The sequence below is a fragment of the Emticicia sp. C21 genome (assembly GCF_003418935.1).
In the GTDB taxonomy this organism is placed as follows: Bacteria; Bacteroidota; Bacteroidia; order Cytophagales; family Spirosomataceae; genus Emticicia.
In genome coordinates, this window is record NZ_QVMT01000011.1 from 122,765 (window position 1) to 143,396 (window position 20,632).

At 36.9% G+C, this 20,632-nt stretch carries 21 protein-coding genes; 17 read left to right on the forward strand and 4 right to left on the reverse strand.

Going from position 1 to position 20,632, the window contains the following annotated elements; all coding sequences use genetic code 11:
* Positions 1-13 precede the first annotated feature (13 nt).
* The 4 genes from bshB1 (at position 14) to D0T08_RS28265 (ending at position 2,652) form a co-directional block, all read left to right on the forward strand.
* Positions 14-733, forward strand: coding sequence for a bacillithiol biosynthesis deacetylase BshB1 (gene bshB1, locus D0T08_RS21430; protein WP_116984735.1), 720 nt, complete (start codon positions 14-16; stop codon positions 731-733).
* A 33-nt stretch (positions 734-766) separates the two neighbouring features.
* The gene (locus D0T08_RS21435) at positions 767-1,630 is read left to right on the forward strand and encodes a hypothetical protein (RefSeq protein ID WP_116984736.1); all 864 of its coding nucleotides are present in this window, start codon (positions 767-769) and stop codon (positions 1,628-1,630) included.
* Between the two features lie 143 nt (positions 1,631-1,773).
* Positions 1,774-2,244: an RDD family protein gene (locus tag D0T08_RS21440; protein ID WP_116984737.1), complete on the forward strand. Its 471-nt coding sequence runs from the start codon at positions 1,774-1,776 to the stop codon at positions 2,242-2,244.
* A 105-nt stretch (positions 2,245-2,349) separates the two neighbouring features.
* Positions 2,350-2,652, forward strand: a complete 303-nt coding sequence (locus D0T08_RS28265) for a DUF2752 domain-containing protein (RefSeq protein WP_409012944.1) — start codon at positions 2,350-2,352, stop codon at positions 2,650-2,652.
* Positions 2,653-2,736: 84 nt separating this feature from the next.
* Here the strand turns inward: D0T08_RS28265 and D0T08_RS21450 are convergent, their stop codons facing one another.
* From D0T08_RS21450 to D0T08_RS21460, 3 genes are all read right to left on the reverse strand, one after another.
* Entirely contained in the window at positions 2,737-5,007 is a 2,271-nt protein-coding gene (locus D0T08_RS21450; protein WP_116984739.1) for an NADP-dependent malic enzyme, read from the reverse strand.
* Between the two features lie 130 nt (positions 5,008-5,137).
* Positions 5,138-6,448: a cation:dicarboxylate symporter family transporter gene (locus D0T08_RS21455; RefSeq protein ID WP_116984740.1), complete on the reverse strand. Its 1,311-nt coding sequence runs from the start codon at positions 6,446-6,448 to the stop codon at positions 5,138-5,140.
* 10 nt (positions 6,449-6,458) lie between these two features.
* A complete protein-coding gene (locus tag D0T08_RS21460; RefSeq protein ID WP_158561325.1) occupies positions 6,459-6,950 on the reverse strand; it encodes a DUF4440 domain-containing protein in 492 nt (163 codons plus the stop codon).
* A 273-nt stretch (positions 6,951-7,223) separates the two neighbouring features.
* Here D0T08_RS21460 and D0T08_RS21465 point away from each other — a divergent pair, with 273 nt between their 5' ends.
* The 6 genes from D0T08_RS21465 (at position 7,224) to D0T08_RS21490 (ending at position 11,959) form a co-directional block, all read left to right on the forward strand.
* The gene (locus tag D0T08_RS21465; RefSeq protein WP_116984742.1) at positions 7,224-9,056 is read left to right on the forward strand and encodes an ABC transporter ATP-binding protein; all 1,833 of its coding nucleotides are present in this window, start codon (positions 7,224-7,226) and stop codon (positions 9,054-9,056) included.
* A 55-nt stretch (positions 9,057-9,111) separates the two neighbouring features.
* Entirely contained in the window at positions 9,112-9,585 is a 474-nt protein-coding gene (locus tag D0T08_RS21470; protein WP_158561326.1) for a YdeI/OmpD-associated family protein, read from the forward strand.
* A 13-nt stretch (positions 9,586-9,598) separates the two neighbouring features.
* On the forward strand, positions 9,599-9,955 hold the full coding sequence (locus D0T08_RS21475; RefSeq protein ID WP_116984744.1) for a VOC family protein: 357 nt from the start codon (positions 9,599-9,601) through the stop codon (positions 9,953-9,955).
* The gene (locus tag D0T08_RS21480) at positions 9,942-10,256 is read left to right on the forward strand and encodes a hypothetical protein (protein ID WP_116984745.1); all 315 of its coding nucleotides are present in this window, start codon (positions 9,942-9,944) and stop codon (positions 10,254-10,256) included. The genes D0T08_RS21475 and D0T08_RS21480 overlap by 14 nt, the downstream gene beginning before the upstream one ends.
* Before the next feature lie 162 nt (positions 10,257-10,418).
* Positions 10,419-11,096: a hypothetical protein gene (locus D0T08_RS21485; RefSeq protein ID WP_116984746.1), complete on the forward strand. Its 678-nt coding sequence runs from the start codon at positions 10,419-10,421 to the stop codon at positions 11,094-11,096.
* Between the two features lie 176 nt (positions 11,097-11,272).
* The gene (locus D0T08_RS21490) at positions 11,273-11,959 is read left to right on the forward strand and encodes a hypothetical protein (protein ID WP_147322826.1); all 687 of its coding nucleotides are present in this window, start codon (positions 11,273-11,275) and stop codon (positions 11,957-11,959) included.
* Between the two features lie 32 nt (positions 11,960-11,991).
* Here D0T08_RS21490 and recQ read toward each other — a convergent pair whose 3' ends face one another.
* Positions 11,992-14,133 carry a DNA helicase RecQ gene (gene recQ, locus D0T08_RS21495; protein WP_116984748.1) on the reverse strand — a complete coding sequence of 714 codons (2,142 nt, stop codon included), beginning with the start codon at positions 14,131-14,133 and terminating at the stop codon, positions 11,992-11,994.
* A 127-nt stretch (positions 14,134-14,260) separates the two neighbouring features.
* Between recQ and D0T08_RS21500 the strand changes: the two genes are divergently transcribed.
* The 7 genes from D0T08_RS21500 to D0T08_RS21535 all read left to right on the forward strand — a co-directional run bounded on the left by D0T08_RS21500 (position 14,261) and on the right by D0T08_RS21535 (position 20,482).
* Positions 14,261-15,877, forward strand: coding sequence for a M28 family peptidase (locus tag D0T08_RS21500; RefSeq protein ID WP_116984749.1), 1,617 nt, complete (start codon positions 14,261-14,263; stop codon positions 15,875-15,877).
* Between the two features lie 371 nt (positions 15,878-16,248).
* Positions 16,249-17,076: a MotA/TolQ/ExbB proton channel family protein gene (locus D0T08_RS21510; protein ID WP_116984751.1), complete on the forward strand. Its 828-nt coding sequence runs from the start codon at positions 16,249-16,251 to the stop codon at positions 17,074-17,076.
* Between the two features lie 55 nt (positions 17,077-17,131).
* Entirely contained in the window at positions 17,132-17,734 is a 603-nt protein-coding gene (locus D0T08_RS21515) for a biopolymer transporter ExbD (protein ID WP_116984752.1), read from the forward strand.
* Positions 17,735-17,767: 33 nt separating this feature from the next.
* Positions 17,768-18,319 (forward strand): biopolymer transporter ExbD, encoded by a 552-nt coding sequence (locus D0T08_RS21520; protein WP_116984753.1) that lies wholly within the window; start codon positions 17,768-17,770, stop codon positions 18,317-18,319.
* A 27-nt stretch (positions 18,320-18,346) separates the two neighbouring features.
* Positions 18,347-19,174, forward strand: a complete 828-nt coding sequence (locus D0T08_RS21525) for an energy transducer TonB (protein ID WP_116984754.1) — start codon at positions 18,347-18,349, stop codon at positions 19,172-19,174.
* Positions 19,175-19,179: 5 nt separating this feature from the next.
* The gene (locus D0T08_RS21530; protein ID WP_199538200.1) at positions 19,180-19,422 is read left to right on the forward strand and encodes a hypothetical protein; all 243 of its coding nucleotides are present in this window, start codon (positions 19,180-19,182) and stop codon (positions 19,420-19,422) included.
* 160 nt (positions 19,423-19,582) lie between these two features.
* Entirely contained in the window at positions 19,583-20,482 is a 900-nt protein-coding gene (locus D0T08_RS21535) for a PstS family phosphate ABC transporter substrate-binding protein (protein WP_116984755.1), read from the forward strand.
* The last annotated feature ends 150 nt before the right edge of the window (positions 20,483-20,632 follow it).

A 20,632-nucleotide genomic window follows, 5' to 3' on the forward strand; every position in this document is an offset into this window, starting at 1 on the left:
TCACTAAATTTTTATGAAATTAGATATACTTGTAATGGCAGCACACCCCGACGACGCTGAAATGTCGTGTGCTGGAACAATGGCCATAGCTATAGAAAAAGGCAGAAAAGTTGGTATTGTTGATTTTACCAGAGGCGAATTAGGAACACGGGGTACACCTGAAATACGGAAAGCAGAGGCTACAGCAGCTTCGAAAATTTTAGGCATATCTGTACGCGAAAACCTTGAATTCAGAGATGGCTTCTTTAAAAATGACGAAGAGCATCAGATGAAATTAATAAGAAGTATTCGTAGTTATCAACCTGATATTGTCTTGGCCAATGCGATTGAAGACCGTCACCCTGATCATGGAAAAGGGGCAGCTCTTGCGGTTGATGCCTGTTTTTTATCTGGCTTGCGTATGATAAGAACCTTTGAAGATGATGGAACAGAACAGTCGGCCTGGCGCCCTAAACATCTCTATCATTATATTCAAGACCGTTATATTAAACCTGATTTTGTAGTTGATATATCTAAATACTGGGATTTAAAAGAGGCTTCTATCCGTGCTTATAAAAGTCAGTTTTATGACCCGAATAGCAATGAACCTGAATCTTATCTGACGAGCCCTGAATTTTTAGATTTTCTAAAGGCACGGTCTCAGGAAATGGGACATCCTATTGGTGCTAAATTTGGCGAGGGCTTTACGAAAACCAGAATGCTGGGAGTAAAAGACTTATTTGACTTAGTATAGGAATAATCTTATTTTGATCGAAAATTCGTATGTATGATTAATTTCCTTTTATCGCTACAGCAAGCAATCAATCGTTTTATCAATAGCATCTTATCGTTGATAAAGGTGCTATTTTTATCTGATTTCTCTCTTAAAACTACTAAAGCTACCAATTCGCGGTGTGGAATTCTGGGTAATGGCCCATCTTTAAAAGTAACACTTGAACAAGATATCGAATTTCTGAATAAACTCGAACTCATTGCGGTTAATCTTTTTTCTACCACTAAAGAATATACACAGCTTAGGCCTAAAAATTATCTACTGCTTGATTGGTCTTTTATGAATCCTGACCACTGGCATGGCAGAACCGGTCTAAGAGGAATCGTTGAAAATACTACCTGGGATCTTAATTTATTTGTTCCCACAAAAATGTTAAAGTCAGCTTATTTTCGGAGTGAACTGGCACAGAATCCTCATATAAAACCTATTCCTTTTAACTATACAATCGTTTCAGGATATACCAAGCTAACTCATTGGCTTTTCAAAAAAGGTTTAGGTATGCCTCAATGCCAGAATGTATTAGTCGCGGCATTATTCTACAGCCTAAATATGGGTTTTAAAGAAATTTATCTTTTCGGTGCTGATCATTCATGGCATGAAATGATAAAGCTTGATGAAGACAATAATCTGGTAGTAAGCGATACACATTTTTATGGACAGAAAGATTATGACATAGCTGTTCGCGAAACTTCTTACATGAGCCAACAACTCTTTTCATTGCATAAGGCTTTTTATGGTTACGAGGTACTTGCTAAATATGCACGGAGTATAGGGGTAAAAGTTTATAATGCCAGCGCCAAAAGCTATGTTGACGTTTTTGAAAAAGTGAAGGTAAAAGATTTGAAAAAAAAGGTCTGATTACCATTTGATAAAATATATAATGCAACTACTTGATTATTAGGATTTTTTGAAGATAAAATTTGTAATTATCTGGAATTATTTTTTAGATTTGGTAAAGTTTCAAACCAATCTCTTATCTAAACCTCTAAACAAATTTTATTATGAACAATTTTCGCTTGGCCGGTTTTGGCAAACGTTTTCTGGCGTACATTATCGATGGTATTCTTCTAGGTATTGCGTTCATGTTAATATTCCTTCCTTTTGGTGGGCTTTTTGCTTTTCTGGGCTTAGGTTCTGGAAGGGGGCTTTCGGATGGTGAAGCTGCAGCTATGGCAGTGACCGGAGGAGTAAGTATCCTTGGCATCATTTTAATAGCTATCATTGCACCAGTTGTTTATGACGCCTTAATGACGGCCTCACCTAGGCAAGGCACACTTGGCAAAAGCATTATGAAAATTAAAGTTATCAAAGAAAACGGCGAACCATTAAACACAAATGAAGCTTTTATAAGAGCTTTGGTAAAATTTGTAGCAGGCCAATTCTGTATATTATTATTGTTGGTATGTTTATTTAACAAAGAAGAACAGAATTTACATGATTTAGCTGCCAAAACTTTGGTAGTGGAGGATTAAGAGTTTATGAATCGTAGCCTGGAGTATAAGATATTTTTGGCGGTAATAGTACTCTCTATTACCGCTTATTATTTTTATTATCCATCTGCAGAGTTGCTACCTAATATGCAGTGTCTATTCAATAAAACTACGGGTTTATATTGTCTGGGTTGTGGAGGTCAGAGAGCTTTTCATGCGTTGTTGCATGGGCATATAGCCACTGCCGCCCAAAATAACCTTCTTGTTTTCTTAGTATTGCCATTAATAGGCATAAAGCTATTTGAGGAATTCAGCAGTAAAAAGATACTCCCTCCTGAATTTTATTCACGTAAAATTATTCTGCCAATACTACTATTTATAATTCTCTTTACAATTTTAAGAAACATTCCTGTTGAACCATTCCGCTATTTTGTGCCTTTTTTAAAATAGATTCAGAGTAATTTGGTATAGGTTATAAAAAAAAGGTGTTATCCATCAAAATAGATAACACCTTTCAATATTTATAAAAGCCTTTTATCTCGCATCAACTACCGCAATTGCTACCATATTCACAATCTCCCTAACAGAACTACCTAGCTGCAATACGTGAACAGGTTTCTTCATCCCTAATAAAATAGGCCCGATTTTTTCGATATTGGCTATTTCTTTTACCAGGTTATAAGCAATGTTTGAAGCTGATAAATTCGGGAAAATAAGGGTATTGGCACCGCCATCAACCAAATCACAGAACGGGTGATTTTCACGCAGTAAATCCAGATCAAAAGGTAAGTGCGCTTGCATTTCACCATCAACTATCATAGTAGGGTGTTTTTCCTTCAAAATCGCCACAGCCTTTTGCATTTTTACGGCATCGTCGCCATCAGCACTTCCAAAGTTAGAGTAAGTTAATAAGGCAATCCGTGGTTTAATATTGAATTTCTCTACTTCTTTAGCTGCCAGTTCCGTAATCTCCACAATCTCTTCTGTAGTTGGATTAAAGTTAACTGTAGTGTCAGCCAGGAATAATGGGCCGAAACGACTCATCAGGATATACATACCCGATACTTTCTTTACACCTTCCTGACGACCGATAATTTGTAAAGCCGGACGGATAGTCTCAGGATAGTTACGGGTCATCCCACCAATCATCGCATCAGCCTCTCCGGTTTCAACCATCATCGCGCCGAAATAGTTACGGTTAAGCATGGAGATTTTGGCCTCAAATTTATTCAAGCCTTTGCGCTTGCGTTTTTCATAAAATATATCGCCAAATTTTTGCAAACGAGGTTCTTCTTTAGGTGAACGGGGATCGATAATTTCAACGCCTGCCACATCAATATGGTTTTCTAATACCAATTGGGTAATTCTATTTTCATTACCTAACAAAATCGGAATTGCAATGCCATCGTCAATAACCTGTTGCGCGGCTTTCAATACGGTTAGGTTCTCTGCATCAGCAAATACCACACGTTTCAGGTTTTGTTTAGCTTTTGTAATAATTACTTTGCTAAGGGTATTATCCTGCCCTAAACGTTTAGATAGTTGTGTATCATAGGCTTCCCAATCAATAATCGGGAATTTGGCAACACCTGTATCCATAGCGGCCTTAGCAACAGCAGGTGCAACTGTTGTCAACAGACGGGGGTCAACCGGTTTTGGAATAATGTATTTCTTGCCAAAAATCATATTATTTTCACCATAAGCCAGGTTTACGATGTCGGGTACAGGTTTTTTGGCTAAATCGGCCAGCGCTCTTACAGCTGCCAGTTTCATTTCTTCATTAATCACTTTCGAGCGAACATCTAACGCACCTCTGAAGATATAGGGAAACCCTAAAACGTTATTTACCTGATTCGGATAATCTGAGCGACCTGTGGCAAAAATAATATCTTCACGTGCCGCCATTGCTTCATCGTAGGCAATCTCCGGGGTAGGGTTGGCCATGGCAAACACAATACAATCTTTCGCCATCGATTGCACCATTTCCTGCTTTAAGGTATTTCCTTTCGAAAGCCCAATAAATACATCGGCACCCACCAAAGCATCTGCCAGAGTCGTTTCGGCAGGCATAGCATCATTGGCAAATTCTATTTTTTTTCCATCTAAGTTCGTACGGCTTGGATGAATAAGGCCTTTGCTATCGAACATAAAAATGTTTTTCTTCTGTGCTCCTAAACAATTGTATAAGCGAGTACAAGAAATAGCAGAAGCTCCAGCGCCATTAATGACGATTTTTACATCTTCGAATTTTTTGTTTACCAATTCCAGTGCATTCAACAAGGCCGCAGCAGAGATAATAGCTGTGCCATGTTGATCGTCGTGCATTACCGGAATATTCATTTCGGCTTTCAAACGTTCTTCAATCTCAAAACATTCGGGTGCAGAAATATCTTCGAGGTTTACACCGCCAAAAGTAGGTTCAAGAATCTTTACAGTTCTTACAAACTCATCCACATCTTTGGTATTGAGTTCTATATCAAATACATCAATATCGGCATATATTTTAAACAAAAGCCCTTTTCCCTCCATGACAGGTTTACCTGCTTCGGGCCCAATATCTCCCAAGCCTAATACGGCCGTGCCATTAGAAATTACAGCTACCAGATTGCCTTTGGCTGTGTATTTATAAACATCTTCGGGGTTTTCGTAGATCGCCATACATGGGTCGGCAACGCCCGGAGAGTAGGCTAAAGTTAAATCTCTTTGAGTGGCTGTTTCTTTCGATGGAATCACCTCTATCTTGCCTGGTCGACCTTTGGCATGGTAATATAAGGCTTCTTCTTTCAGTGTTTTCTTCGTACTCATTTTTCGAATAGTTTTGTTTTCCAGGCGCAAAGGTACGCATAGAAAATTGTTAGATAGAAAGAAAATGTTGTTTTTAGCCTGTATTCAGGCTATGATGATGGTGTAATTGTTGAAATATCCTTTGAAATTCTTAGTTCTTGATGTTGTCGGTAACGATGTCTTCAAACTTATTTACTTTTTTAAAAGCTGCATCCATTTTTTTGCGGTCAAATTCATTCTCATTGTTTGAAATCCATACGGTTGCTACTCCATTGCCAATAAAATTGGTAATCGCACGAGCTTCTGACATAAATCTGTCAACTCCTAAAAGTAAAGCAAGCCCCTCAACCGGAATTACTTTAATGGCTGTCAGGGTAGAAGCCAAAACAATAAACCCACTCCCCGTTACACCAGCCGCTCCTTTAGAAGTTACCATCAGAATACCGATAATGGTCAGTATTTGCTGAATATCTAAATGGACATTAAATACCTGGGCTAAAAATATAACGGCCATTGAAAGATAAATAGTGGTTCCATCCAGATTAAAAGAGTATCCTGCCGGAACAACCAGCCCAACTACTGATTTGGAACAACCCATTTTCTCCAGTTTTTCCATCAAAGATGGCAAAGCTGCTTCTGAAGATGAGGTGCCTAGTACAATTAACAATTCTTCTCTGATGTATTTCAAAAAGCCCCAAAGGCTGATTTTATAATAGCGGAGAATGAAATAGAGTACCACAAAAATGAAAAGAGCCATGGTGGTATAAACTGTTGCCATTAATTTAGCTAATGGGAGTAAAGTTTTAATACCATATTTAGCAATCGTAAAGGCCATACCTCCGAACGCTCCGATAGGAGCAAATAACATAACCTTATGCAAAGCCCAGAAAACTTTCTTGGAAATAGGGGAGAGGAAATTAACTACTGCCTGGCGACCTGAATAGTTGCTCAGAGCAATACCTAAAGCAATAGCTACAACCAGTACTTGCAACGTAACATTATCCCAAAAGAATTTTACCCAGCTAAAATGCTCGGCACTTTGGGTATATTTCGATATATCACCCCCTTTAATCTCATTAGTAACCACTCCATCACCAGGACGTAAAACATTCGCTACAAAAATACCAATGATGAGCGCGACCGTTGTTACTATTTCAAAGTAAATCAAAGCTTTCGCACCGACTTTGCCTACCTTTTTCAAATCACCCATCGAAATGATGCCTAATGTGATAGTAAGAAAGATGATCGGATTGATAAAGAGTTTAACAGTACTAATAAATATGCTACTCAGGAATTCGCTGAAAGTGGTTTTAATTTCGAACTCAGAAATGAAAAGGTTAAATTTAATGCCTTTTTCAAGGATAGGTTTTAAGGCAAATTCAGGATTATAATGGCCTAATAAAATACCACAGACAATGGCAGTTAATACCCAGAAAGTAAGATTGGTAAAAAGTTTTTTCATGCTGTTCAGACTATAGTTTTTTCCCGCTAAGGAACATAGATTCTGTAATCTTTTTGCTGGTATCGCTGTCGAGAACTATTTTCCAACGGTCATCAAACTTGCGAAGTACTACTGTAAATTTTCCATAAAAAGTGCCTGTTTTTCCATTGGCATCGGTTGTAGTAACTTTATAGTAGCCCACTTCAAAAGCGGATGTTTCATTGTGTACGCGTTCTTCAAAACTAAACTCAATAGCCTGTCTTCTTTTATGCCTGAAATTATATTCATTACTCTGCTGATTATTCAGACTATATTCTTCGTAATTATAAATCTTTTTAGAATCAACAGGCACCCGTAATAAATCTCTCGAATGAAGATTCATAAAACCGATAGCGTCCATACTGCTATAAGTTTTTATAAATGGTAACCAAACTTGATTATTAATTTCTATTTCGATATTATCTGATTGGGCAAAAGCGGTAGAAAAACTACATATCAGGAAAGCGCAGAGTAGTGTTTTCATGTGTTTGATGACAAAATGCTGCATAATTAGGTTTAGAAACAAATGTAAGCATTTAATTCCGTTGGGTAAATGAATGCAGTTGTTTTCTTTCTATTTGCTGGTTTAACTCATTAGCCAGATATAAACTCCATATTAGTCTATGAATAAGTTTATGTCAATCAATGATTATATTATTTCTGAATGTCAAGAGTAATTAGTGAACAAAACGGCAAGAAAACAATTGAACCTAAACCAGATAATTAGCTGTTTACCATTCAAATGAAACGACAGAAAATGGCTAGAATCCCCACGGAAGAAAAAGAAGAGAAAATAGATATACGTCAAAGGCTGAAAGCACTTAATAACCTGCCCACATTCCTCAAAGAAGTCTACCAGACTTCACCAGCTTTAGCATCTGGTAATATAGTGTTAAGGCTTATTCGCTCTTCAATCCCTTTGTTGGTTTTATACATTGGTAAATTGCTGATTGATGAGGTGGTGCTACTAATTGACAAAAAATCAATGGAGTACAGCCATTTGTGGCTTTTAATAGGCCTTGAATTCGGATTAGTAATCATCAGTGATTTATTGGCTAGAGGTATTAGCCTGACCGATAGTCTTTTAGGTGATATGTTTGCTAATAAAACCTCAATTAAACTAATGGAACATGCTGCTTCATTAGACTTAGCTCAATTTGAGGATGCTACTTTTTATGATAAACTCGAAAGAGCCAGACAGCAGGTGACTGGAAGAACAGCTTTGCTCTCACAGACCTTGGCACAAGGCCAGGATGCTATTACAATGGGGAGTTTGTTGGTGGGATTGGTTACATTTAACCCATGGTTGATTTTACTATTGTTAGTAGCTGTAATTCCCTCATTTATTGGTGAACTACATTTTAATGCCAGAAGTTACTCATTGCAACGTGGTTGGACACCCCAGAGACGTGAATTAGATTATTACCGATACATTGGCGCAAGCGATGAGACGGCTAAGGAAGTAAAGTTATTTGGCTTATCAGGTTTCCTGATTGAGCGTTTTAGAAATTTATCAAGCCGTTATTTCAACGAAAATAAAAAATTATCCATTGAGAGAGCATCCTGGGGTAGTCTTTTAGTAGCTATTGGTACAATTGGTTATTTCTCGGCCTATAGTATTATTGTTTTCGAAACTGTAAAAGGCGTTGTAAGTATTGGTAGCCTTACATTCCTGACAGGCTCATTCAGACAATTACAATCTTTACTTGAAAGCATATTAGGACGCTTTAATAGTATTTCGCAAGGGGCATTATATTTAAACGATTTATTCGATTTCTACAAAATCACACCAACAATTGTTTCACCAGCAAAACCTAGAGCTATTCCCAATCCAATACAGCAAGGATTTACCTTTGAAAATGTTGGGTTCAAATATCCTAACTCAGAGCGATGGGCCAACAGACATTTAAGTTTTACTTTGAAAGTAGGAGAGAAACTTGCATTAGTTGGAGAGAATGGCTCTGGCAAAACCACCTTGGTTAAACTATTGGCAAGATTATATGACCCAGATGAGGGTAGAATCTTATTGGATGGTTATGATTTGAAAGAATATGATTTAACTGAGCTACGGCAACAAATTGGAGTTATCTTTCAGGATTTTCAGCGTTTTCAGTTTACAGCAGGAGATAATATTGCAGTTGGAGGAATTGAGTCAATAGACAAACAAAACCATCTGGAAAGGGCCGCCGAACAAAGCCTGGCAGATACTGTGATCGAAAAACTACCTATGAAATACAGTCAGCCCTTAGGCAGACGATTTGCTAAAGGCGTAGAACTATCAGGAGGGGAATGGCAGAAAGTAGCCTTGGCCAGAGCTTATCTGAGAGAAGCCAATGTAATAATCCTGGACGAACCAACAGCCGCACTTGATGCCCGTGCGGAGTATGAAGTATTTCGTCGCTTTGCAGAATTAACTAAGGGTAAAACAGCAGTGCTCATCTCTCACAGATTCTCAACTGTAAGAATGGCTGACCGGATTCTGGTATTAGACAAAGGCGAATTATTAGAGATTGGTAGCCATGAAGAATTATTAGCTAAGAATGGGCGATATGCTGAATTGTTTTATTTGCAGGCTGAGGGGTATAGGTAATATTGATAAGTTTATTATTTTGCAGGTGATTTGTAATCTTACTTACTTGATTCGCATGATACATTCTTTCCAGGCAAAAATCTACCCAACCGGAATCAATTGGGCTGTTGATGTTTCTGAAGAAATTACAAGCCAATTGCAGAAGCAAAAAGGCTATATCAAAATTAAAGGGCAGATTAATGGCTTTGATTTTACTCAAACATTAATGCCTGTCAAAAATGCTCCTTATCGTCTTTTTGTGAATTTAATTATGATGAAAGGAGGGAAAACAGCTTTAGGAGAAGTGGCTGAGTTTGCGATTGAACAGGATGATGTTGAGGAGGATAAACGTTATCCAATGCCTGATGTGTTGTTAAAGGCTCTTCAGGAAAACAATTTACAAGAAGCATTTGATAGTCTTACAGCTTCCCGCAAAAAAGATATTTTGAAGTATTTATTCTATATTAAAACAGAAGAAACTTTGTTGAGGAATATAGACAAATTAATTGTTCAGTTAAAAGATAAACCGAAGAATGCAAGAATACCTTAAGTAAGAATTGTTAATGAGAATTAAGCTGATAGTAGTTCGTACACAATACCCTGAAAAATTAGCAGATTTTTACAGCCTGCTTGGGTTGACATTTGATTATCATAAATACGGTAATTCACCATATCATTACTCGGCAGTTATTGATGGATTAATTTTTGAGATTTATCCATTTACAAAAAATCAAACGGAGGCTGATAAAAATTTAAGGTTAGGTTTTGAATTAGATAGTTTTGAAGAATCTCTGGCAGCCTTAAGCAATCAAGGGTTTTTGATATCTGAACCTAAGCAAACAGATTTTGGCATAATTGCTATTATAACAGACCCCGATGGCAGAAAAATTGAATTGTATAAATCCAATGAAAGCATTTAAAGTAGAAATTATAAGATTCGCAGATAATAGTCAACCCGGATTTATAGAAGCGAGGTTCAAAGATGCTTGGGATATAGAGCATGTGGTAATAGATAAGGTACCAGTCCTCACATTAGAAGACTTGGATGAGAATAGTGATTATCCAAAAGAAGGAGTAGTTGCATGTGAAATTCTAAAGAAATGGGAAGATGCAAATGGACGTACAATACTTACTATTGATACCGAGAAGCCTTGGGGAATATATACTATTGAAGAACTAACAAGATTTGATTTATTAGAAGAGAAATTAGTTGAAGATTGATTTTAGGCAAATTGAGATTTATTAAACCATCTTAATATCGCATCCCAATCCAATCGATTTGAAAATTCCACCTTTTAACCTGAACTTTTATCCTCTGACAAAGCAATTTTTGCAGGTATTTCTATCGAGTCATAATTTCGTTTCATAATCTAAACAATTTTTATGAAACGAATTCTCCTCACTTTCTTTTTACTGGGTTTTATCTTATCTGGCTTTGCCCAATCAATCAGCTTAGAGGCAAATAGCTTTCAGCTACCGCGTATTTCAGAAAACCCTGCTTGTACAGTAGAAGACAAAGGCAAACAGATATTTAATACAGTTCAGAATAAAGTACTTTATTGCAATGGCACAGCCTGGATAAGTGGCGAGCCTGCAGTTGAGGCAAGTGTAATTCCTGCTTTTCAGGTATATAATACTACAGGTAAAATTTTCACAGCTTCTGAATCAGAGATTGATATGCTTTCTAAAAGCTATGATTTAACCAATAGTGCGAATCTTAAAAATATAATTGATTTTCCGAATAGGTTTATTGTCCCTGTAAAAGGTGTATATAATCTGAAAGTTTATGGAGATCTGGAGTTGACAAATTTTACACCTAAAGCTACTACAAAAGTATATATCATACTTTCGAGAGAAACAGCTTACTCATCGTATAATTACTCATCGGGTTTCCCTGTGTATGCAAATGATAATTGGAAACACTTATTAGTATCTAAAGATTTTAACTTTTTAGCCGGAGAAAGGATAGTTGTAAAGATATATATGTACGACCCACCAGTAACAGGAACAATAAAACTGAATAAAATCTATTTTGAGGGACATTTGATAGCGAAGCAATAACCTTAAATTTAACAAGCAGAGTCTCTTGTTTACAGTAATGCGCAAGAGACTTTTGTGTATTTTGTGAGAACTCCAATAAATTAAATTTAATAACTTCAAAGTATTTGTAAAAATCACGGCAAACCGTGATTGACTATAATCACATTATTTGGTTGTTTTGAGGAAAGAAATAAGCTATGAAAATCCTCAGACGAGTACTTTGTATAATTTTCTATATAATTTTCCACATAAATGCGTTTGGGCAATCAATCAGTTTGCAGCCCAACTCTTTCCAATTGCCAAAGGTAGCTACCAACCCTGCCTGCACAGTCGCCGATAAGGGCAAGGTAGTTTTCAATACCAATCAGAATAAGATCTTGTATTGCAATGGTTCGGCATGGATAGACCCGGAAAACGGAACTGTTCTAAGAATTACACCTGCTTTTAGCGTTTATAATTATAGCGGACAAGCCTTCACATCAGATTATGAAACCATTAAATTTACTTCGAAAGAGTTTGATTTGAATAATAATTTCAATCTCGATAATGCAACAGTTTACCCAAATGCCTTTGTAGCACCAGATAATGGTGTTTATCAAATCGATCTTAACGCAAAACTTGACTTATCTAGTTTTTCACCGGGAGCTTCAACAAAAATCAGAATAGGAATTGCCAAAAATACAGGACTTAGTGGCAGTATGACCTATTATCAATTACCGATTAATGATAAATCAGATAATGATTATATCCATATATCAAAAATGTTTAGATTAGGCGCAGGAAATAGAATCCATTTTTTTATGATAATTGATAATGCTCCAACTTTTGGTACTTTAAGAATAGATGAAATCTATTTTTCCGGGCACTTGGTTTCGTGGTATTAAATCAATCATCGTTTATTTCAAAATTATTTTTGTTACTCTCCTTCCCAAAGAGCCAGAGCAATTCTCAGTTTCCCATAATCATACAATCCTTCTAAATCGTCAAACAAGGGTTTCAAAGCATCTCCTTTCTGCATATTTAACCGCACTGCCGAGGCGATAATCTGGTTATATTCATAGCTAGGTATTAAATCTTTCAGATTAATATCATTCCCTTCTTCCTTTAGTTTTACTAGATGGCTTATTATGGTTACCGTGCTAAGGTTTCTTCTTTGGGCAATATCCTCGACAGATAAGCCTTTTTTATATAAGTCTAAGGTTTCAACATAAGTAAAGCCTTTCACGACTCTGGTTTTACCCGGTTCGGTATTTTCTCTGGCAAAGTCAAGAATTTCATTGATGAACTGGTCACCGAATTGTTTAAACTTCTGCTCACCCACACCAGATACTGCCAACATCTGAATCTTATTGATAGGCTTTTTCTGTGCCATATCTGATAGGGTAGCATCAGAGAATACCACAAAAGGAGGGAGGTTGAGCTCATCTGCAATTTTCTTACGCAATGTCCTCAGTTTCTCAAACAAAGCATCTTTAATAACCTCTTTCTTCGATTTCTCCTTTGGCGCTTCTTCCTCCTGACGAGCTTTCTTCACTTCGTATGGCTCAAACTTCACCAAGTCTACTTTTTTCTCATTTTTCAGAACCTGCCATGATAAAGTATTTAGTTTCAGAGAATGTCGCTCATCATACGCAATATCAATAATGCCAGAGTTAAGCATTTGCGTAATATAATCCGCCCATTCTTCGTACCTTAGTTCTTTACCTGCACCAAAAGTTTTAAGGGTTTGGTAATTATGCTCAAAAACATTCCGGTTCTGAGCACCTCTTAGAATATCTATTAATAAACCCATAGCAACTTTCTCATTGGCACGAGCAATAGCTGATAAAGCCTTTTGTGCAAAAATAGTCGCATCAAACTTCACAGGTGGATTCTGACAGACATCGCAGTTCCCACAATCATTCTGGGCCTCTTCATTAAAATAACTTAGCAATACGCGTCTACGGCAAATTTCAGTCTCTGCATATTGTTTCATCCGGTCGAGTTTAGCTAACTGAACTTCTTTCATCTCCGGAGGTAGTTCAGACTTAGCAATCATATCCTTACGGGTTACAATATCAGCAAAACTATAAAACAACAAGGTTTCCGAAGGCATGCCATCTCTACCTGCACGTCCTATCTCCTGATAAAAGCTTTCTACATTCGAGGGCAGGCTATAATGCACTACGAAACGTACATTTGATTTATCAATGCCCATACCAAAGGCAATGGTGGCTACAATTACCTGAATTTCGTCTTTTATAAAAGAATCCTGAACTTCCGATCGTGTTTGTGCATCGATACCAGCATGGTAGTGCATAGCGGCAATGCCTAGTTTTCGTAACCCCTCTGCGACCTCCTCAGTGTTTTTTCGGCTCAGACAATAGATAATTCCTGAGTCTCTCGGGCGTTGAGCAATAAATTGATGAATCACCTTTAATCGATTACGACCAGGAGATACTGAAAGTTTAAGATTAGGTCTGTCAAATGAAGAAATGAATACTTTGGCATCGGGTATACCCAATTGCTTAAGAATATCTTTTCTTGTGACCCTGTCAGCTGTTGCCGTAAGTGCAACCATAGGTATATGGGGAAACGCCTCTTTTAATACATATAATTGCGTGTATTCTGGCCTGAAATCGTGCCCCCACGTTGATACACAGTGTGATTCATCGATGGCAATTAACGATACTTGTAGTGTTTTTATAAAGTCCAGATAGTTAGGCGTTAATAATTTCTCAGGAGAAACATAAAGTAATTTCAAAGCGCCGGTGCGGCACTGCATTTCTATGTCCCTTTGCTCACTTGCTGATAAAGTACTATTTATGAAAGCGGCTGGAATACCATTAGCTTGTAGCGCCTGCACCTGGTCTTTCATTAAGGCTATTAAGGGAGATATAACCAGTGTTAACCCATTTAAAACCATAGCTGGTACCTGAAAGCAGATAGACTTACCACCACCGGTAGGCATCAGTACCAGGCAATCCTCTTTAGCCAGAATCGTCTCAATAATATCAGATTGAAGTGGGCGGAATGTGTCGTAACCAAAATATTTTTTAAGAACCTGTTCTTTAGTCATTCGTAGATTAATACAATTTTTAACAAAATAATAAATAATTCTGCTATCTCCATAAAATCCTCTTAATTTTACAAAAGTATAACTCTTAGTTTTACGGAATTATAACTCAACAAACCTAAATTATCGTATGAAAAAAAGCTTCATAGCTCTTATTTTTTTTAGTTCCTGTTCTTTTATTTACGCTCAAAGTGGCACTTCTGCTGAAAAAGTGAAGCAATATGCAGCCACTATTTCAGCTGATAACCTTAAAAAAGACCTTACTTATATTGCTTCTGACGAGCTTGAAGGCCGTGATACCGGCTCTGAGGGACAAAGAAAAGCCGCCGATTATATTGCCAAACGTTTTGCCGATTTAGGCTTGCAACCATTAGCTTCTGATGGTAAAGATGGCAAAGGCTATTTTCAGTTTTTCAACCTTTATAAAAAAGGTTGGAAAGATGCTTACATCAAGATAGGTAATCAGAAAAAAGAGTTTTTTAAAGACTATTACCCTAACGGGCTTACAAGTATTCCTCAAGAAGAATCAATAAAAGTAGTTTTTGCAGGTTATGGCATTGAATCTGATACGTATAATGATTATAAAGATATTGATGTAAAGGGCAAAGCTGTGGTTATTCTGGATGGTGAGCCGAAAGATGCTTCCGGCAAATATTATATTACCAAAGCAGGAGAAAAATCTGAATGGGAAGATAAAACCGGATTTCAGAAGAAGATGAATATTGGTTTGAATAAAGGCGCCAAAATGTTTTTTGTGGTGACAGATTCAGACGAATCTCAATTTAAAACACTTGCGGCTGAACGAAAAGCTGTTCTTTCACGCTTCAATCGTATGTCGTTTAACGAATCAACTGGCCCTGAGCAGGCTTCTTCCAATCCTACTTTTTATATTTCAAAAGCAATGGCTGCCGAAATGTTAGCAACCAAACCGAAAAAGTTTGATAAATTAGTAAGCAAAATCACTAGCACCGGAATTAGTACTGCAGGTAATGCAAAAGAGTCTACCGTTTCAGTAAAAGCTGAGAGGGGAGAGGTTCCGGTTCAAACGCAAAATGTGTTGGGCTTTTTAGAAGGTACAGATAAAAAAGATGAAGTAATATTGATTACCGCTCACTATGACCACGTAGGTATCCAGAATGGACAAATACATAATGGAGCAGATGATGATGGTTCAGGCACTTGTGCCGTACTGGAATTGGCAAGAGCTTTTTCACAAGCTAAGAAAGAGGGCAATGGCCCAAGAAGAAGCATTTTGTTCATGACCGTAACAGGTGAGGAAAAAGGCTTATTAGGTTCACAATATTATGCTGATAAGGCACCAATTATTCCTATTGCAAATACTGTTTGCGATTTGAATATTGATATGATTGGTCGCATAGACAAAGAGCATGCACCAAAAGAAGATTATGTGTATCTGATTGGCTCTGATAAATTATCTTCTGAATTACATAAAATTAGTGAGGATGCAAACAATAATTCAGTCAAATTTCAGTTAGATTATACATACAACGATCCTAAAGACCCTAACCGTTTTTATTATCGTTCAGATCATTACAACTTCGCAAAACATAAGATACCTGTTATCTTCTACTTTACAGGAGTACATGCCGATTATCATCGTCCGGGCGACGATGTTGAGAAAATACTTTTTCCAAAATACAGGCAGATAACTGAATTAGTATTTCATACAGCGTGGGAGGTAGCGAATCGTGAGGAAAGAATTAAGGTTGATAGCAATAAGCCTTAAATAGTATGTATTTACATAAAAATAACGTCATTTTTTGAAGAATCATTTGTGAACGAAATTTTTAGTTATAGTAAACAATCACAATTAATTAACTGTCTGATAATGACAAAGTTATGTTTTTAGAGTTCACATTAAAAAGAAATAAATAATCTTTAAAAAGTGCAAAAGAATCATTTAGTAATAAAAAATTATCATGATGGATATTTTTTGTTTCACTGATTTTGCTTAAACTTGTCCCATGATTGAAAAGAATATATGGCAGGTTTTTACAAAATTTTCTTTTACTAATATTCTTTCTTTTAAAATTTTCACTTTTATTTACCAAAAAATTCATTGTTTCATTTTTTAAAACCCTAAAATTTTCAAAGCTAATGGAAAAAAAGACTACAGCCCCAGCAGCAAAACCAGCAGCCCCTAAGTCTTCAAGTGGTGGATTGAATCCAGCGTTCGTTATCCCAATTTTACTCGTTATCGGTTTTTGTTTATGGTATTTCATCTTAGGAGATCCTTCAAACTTCTCTGATCCTGAAACAAAACACAAACCAACTACTGCTATGGGTATCGTTTACTCAGGTGGTATCATTGTACCAATCTTGTTGACATTCATGCTGTCGGTGTTGGTTTTCTCAATTGAGCGTTTCATTACGATCAATAAAGCTTCTGGTTCTGGCGACTTAGACGCTTTCGTTCGTAAAGTTCGTTCATTAGTAGATTCAAACAACATTGCTGATGCAATTAAAGAATGCGACAAACAAAAAGGTTCAGTTGGTAATGTTACTAAAACTGCACTTTTAAAGTACAGCCAATTAGCTGCTGATGATTCAATGGCTAAAGACCAGAAATTGGTTGCATTACAAAAAGAAGTTGAAGAAGCTACTACATTAGAGCTTCCAATGTTAGAGAAAAACCTTACAATTCTTTCAACACTTGCATCAGTATCAACCCTTGTAGCCCTGTTAGGAACTGTAATCGGTATGATTCGTTCATTCTTTGCTCTTGGTTCTGGTGGTGGTGCTCCTGATGCATCTGCTCTTGCAACTGGTATCGCTGAGGCCTTGATCAACACAGCCTTAGGTATCGGTACTTCTGCAATTGCCATCATTATGTATAACTTATTTACCTCAAAAATAGATACGCTTACTTACAAGATTGACGAAATCGGAATGAGCCTTCAGCAAAACTTCGCTGCTCATCACTAAGAGAAGCAGTTAAGTTAACAGTTTAGTTTAAACATTTAAACTTTCGATTAAAGCTATGGCAGCACCGAAACCAGCCAGAAAAAGTCCATCAATGGATATGACTGCGATGTGTGACGTTGCGTTCCTACTTCTTACATTCTTCATCATGACTACCCAATTCAAGAGTCAGGAGTCTGTAACAGTAGATACGCCTTCATCAGTCTCAGAAATTAAAGTTGAGGATAAGGATATGGCTACAATTACGATTGACAAGGACGGCAAATATTATTTTGGCGTTACGAACCCGCAAGACAGATATACACTTATTCAGAAAATGAATGAGAAGTATGGTGCTGGGCTTTCAGATACAGATCAGAAAAACTTTACGAAGCTAGCAGAAACAGGAGTTTCTATAACTTCATTAAAACAATATCTTGGTCTCAGTGAAGCTCAGAAAGGTCAAGTAAAATTGGCAGGAATTCCAAATGACAGTACCAAAAGTGAATTAGTTGATTGGGTAAAAACTTATTTGACTGATATCAACAAAAAAGCTAAGTTGGCTGTTCGTGGTGATGTGAAAACACAATACCCTGCTATCAGAAATCTGTTTAATGAATTGGGGAAAAATGAAATTAACAAATTTCAATTAATCACAGATTCAGAAAACGCAGAAAAGTAACATTAATTGAACCCTTTAATTACCAGATAGAAAATGGCAGAAATAGCAGACTCAGGTGGGGGTGGTAAGAAAGGCGGTGGTAAGGTCCGGTCGAAGAAAGCAGGTGGTAAACCTGATATGACTCCGATGGTGGACTTGGGCTTTTTGCTTATCACTTTCTTTATGTATACCACTACATTTGGCAAGCCTAATATGATGAAGTTGAATATGCCTGATAAACCAGATCCGAATGATCCGCCTCCACCAGAAGTAAAGGTAACCAATACCATTACTGTATTGATGGCGAAAGATGATAGAATATTCTGGTATCAGAAACCACTTCCTGAATTAACAGTAGCTGATTTAAACGAAACAGATTATTCTGTAGAAGGTATCAGAAAAGCTGTTTTAGTAAGAAAAGCAAATGCGCTTGATGTAAATAAATTTACAGTAATTATTAAACCAAGCGATGAAGCAAACTGGAAGAATACAGTAGATATTTTGGATGAAATGTCAATTACAAAGTCTGACCGCTATGCAATTGTTGATTTGGCTCCAAAAGAAAAAGAGATACTTGACCAAAAGTTGGCTCAACCCAAACAATAAGTAATCTAAGGAAAAACAAACAAACAAATGGAAGCAAAAAATGCTAAAAACATCACCTTAGATGAAATCGTATTCGAAGGACGTAACAAGGACTACGGTGCATATTCACTAAGGAAAAACTACTCACGATACCTTACCAGAGCAGCTGTTATAGGTATCGGGTTATTTGGTGGAGCATTATTGGCAGCTTGGAGTTTCAATAAATTCGGCGGTAATAAAGAAGAAGATCTTCAAAGCGTTGAAATTGACTTATCTAAGTTGAAGGAAGAACAACCGGAAGAAAAGAAACCCGATATTCCTCCTCCTCCGCCAGAACCGGAACCACCAAAACCGGAAGTAGCACAAATTAAGTTCATTCCGCCAGAGCCAAAAGCTGATGAGGAAGTAAAGAACGAAGAACCACCACCAAAAGTGGAAGAGGTTGAAAAAGCGGTTATTTCAAACGTAACCAAAGAGGGTGCTGAAACAGAAGAGGTAGCCGCGGCTCCCCCTCCGGTAGAAGCACCAAAACCAGCCGAAATCGAGCAACCAAAAGAAGACGAAATCTTTACAACGGTTGAGCAAAACCCTGAGTTTCCGGGTGGTATTAAGGAAATGTATGCCTTTATTGGTAAAAACCTTAAATATCCATCGGCAGCACAACGTGCAAACGTTTCAGGAAAAGTATTTGCCAAATTCGTTGTTGAAAGAGACGGAAGAATTGGTGATGTTCAGATTCTGAAAGGAATTGGTTTTGGTTGCGACGAAGAGGCGCAACGTGTGATTAAGTCGATGCCAAAATGGAATCCAGGTAAACAAAATGGTCGTAGCGTACGTGTATTCTTTACGATGCCGATCAACTTCCAACTTGAGTAATAATAATGGCAACACGACGTAATTCATCAGATAAGCAGCGTCAGGTATTTCAGAGAGTCCTGCAATTATCTATGGGTTTATTCGCCTTGGTTTACATTGCTTTAGGATACTTTGTTATCAAATTGAAATGGTTGATGGTACCTTTGTCTGATAATCTGGCTTATGCAATGGGGGCATTACTTATTGTATACGGGATTTTCAGAGCTTACAGAGCCTACCTTGCAATCAGGGATACGATGAATAACTGATTAAATCTTTTTAATACAGGCATGCCACTTTGTACTACAGAGTGGCATGTTTTTTAATTTCATTTTAATTTTTTTTTAATATTATACCGAATCGCTTGACTTTATCGTTTACTAATACTTAAATTTACATTGTTCATACTTAAACTATATAATAACTACCATGAGAAAATTCCTTCTCTTGATAACGTGTGCTTTGCTATTTACAAGATGTTCTAAGCCGGAAAAGCCAGATTTACCCAATGATGGCGAGATAACGATTGCAGCCGACGAATCACTAAAACCTATTGTTGAAGCTCAGATAATGGCTTATAACGCACATTATCCTAAAGCCATATTGCATGTAAAGTATATGCCTGAGCAAAAAGCAATGGCATTACTAATGAAAGACTCAGTAGACATAGCAATAGGAACACGTGAGGCAACCGACAATGAAAAAGCTATTTTTGCGTCTCGTAAAATAGCCTATCTACCTGCAAAAATGGCACTTGATGGTGTAGCATTGATTACCAATCTTGCGAATCCGATGGAACATATTTCTTTAAAAGAACTAAAAGAAATATTCGATGGCAATGCGTATACAGATTATAAGTTGGTTTTTGATAACAGTAATTCAAGCAACCTGAATTATATGATTCAGAAACTAAATATTAAGGATATTAAAAGAGCAAATATTTTTGCAGCTGATGGCAATAAGGATGTAATAGATTATATCGAGAAAAACCCCAAAGCTATCGGCTTGATAGGAGGTAACTGGATTAGTGATTTAGACGATAGAAACAGTCGTACTTTTATTACTAAGGTAAAAGTATTAGGAGTTTCTGCTTCTGATAATCCGGGCGAAAATGATTATTACAAACCTGATACCGAATCACTCAGAGCAAGAAGATATCCTTTAGAAAGAAGGGTCTATTTACATACATTCGATCATTATGGCTTAACAAAAGCATTCACCCGTTTTTGTTGTGCTCAGATAGGTCAGCTGGTTGTAGAGAAATCCGGACTAATTCCCTATTATGTCTATCCAAAAGGGGTTGTTATCAATAGAGAACAACCATTATAGGATAATACAGTAGTAAAACAGAACAATACAGGCAAAATATTTGTTGTATTGATTTGAATCATAAAAACTTGCATTAACAACTTATTAATAAACCTCAGATATAAGATTTTGTCTTAATCAACAAAAGCAAAAGATTTAAAAAGTTTATAC